Origin of the sequence: Citrobacter sp. TBCS-14 (assembly GCF_005280805.1) — a bacterium.
In the GTDB taxonomy this organism is placed as follows: Bacteria; Pseudomonadota; Gammaproteobacteria; order Enterobacterales; family Enterobacteriaceae; genus Citrobacter; species Citrobacter gillenii.
The window spans coordinates 1-543 of record NZ_SZWM01000664.1; the positions used below are offsets into that span (position 1 = coordinate 1).

The 543-nt window shown below is 58.5% G+C and carries 1 pseudogene; it reads left to right on the forward strand.

The annotated features are described in order from the left end of the window. Positions 1-543, forward strand: a pseudogene (locus FDX22_RS20550) (DUF445 family protein); the annotation flags it as partial.

Genomic DNA, 543 nt, shown 5'->3' on the forward strand with positions numbered 1-543 from the left:
TTTGCCGCCCAACTTCTGGGTACTCGGGATCAAAGCGATTGCTGAAGCGGCGATGGTCGGCGCGCTGGCGGACTGGTTCGCCGTGGTAGCGCTTTTTCGTCGGGTGCCGATCCCGTTTATCTCGCGCCATACGGCGATTATCCCGCGTAATAAAGACCGCATCGGCGAAAACCTGGGTCAGTTCGTGCAGGAAAAATTCCTCGACACCCAGTCACTGGTGGCGCTGATTCGCCGCCATGAACCGGCGCTGCTCATTGGCAACTGGTTCAGCCAACCGGAAAATGCCCGGCGCATCGGCCAGCATCTGCTGCAGATCATGAGCGGATTTCTCGAACTGACCGACGACGCCCGCATCCAGCGGCTGATCAAACGCGCGGTGCATAAGGCTNCGGAACCAGCGCGCTGATGCTAGAAAGCATGACCAAAAACAATCGCCATCAGGTGCTGCTCGATACGCTGATCGCCCAACTTATCGCCCTGCTCCAGCGCGACAGTTCACGGGTGTTTATCGCCAGACAGGTAGTGCACTGGCTGGAAACCGAA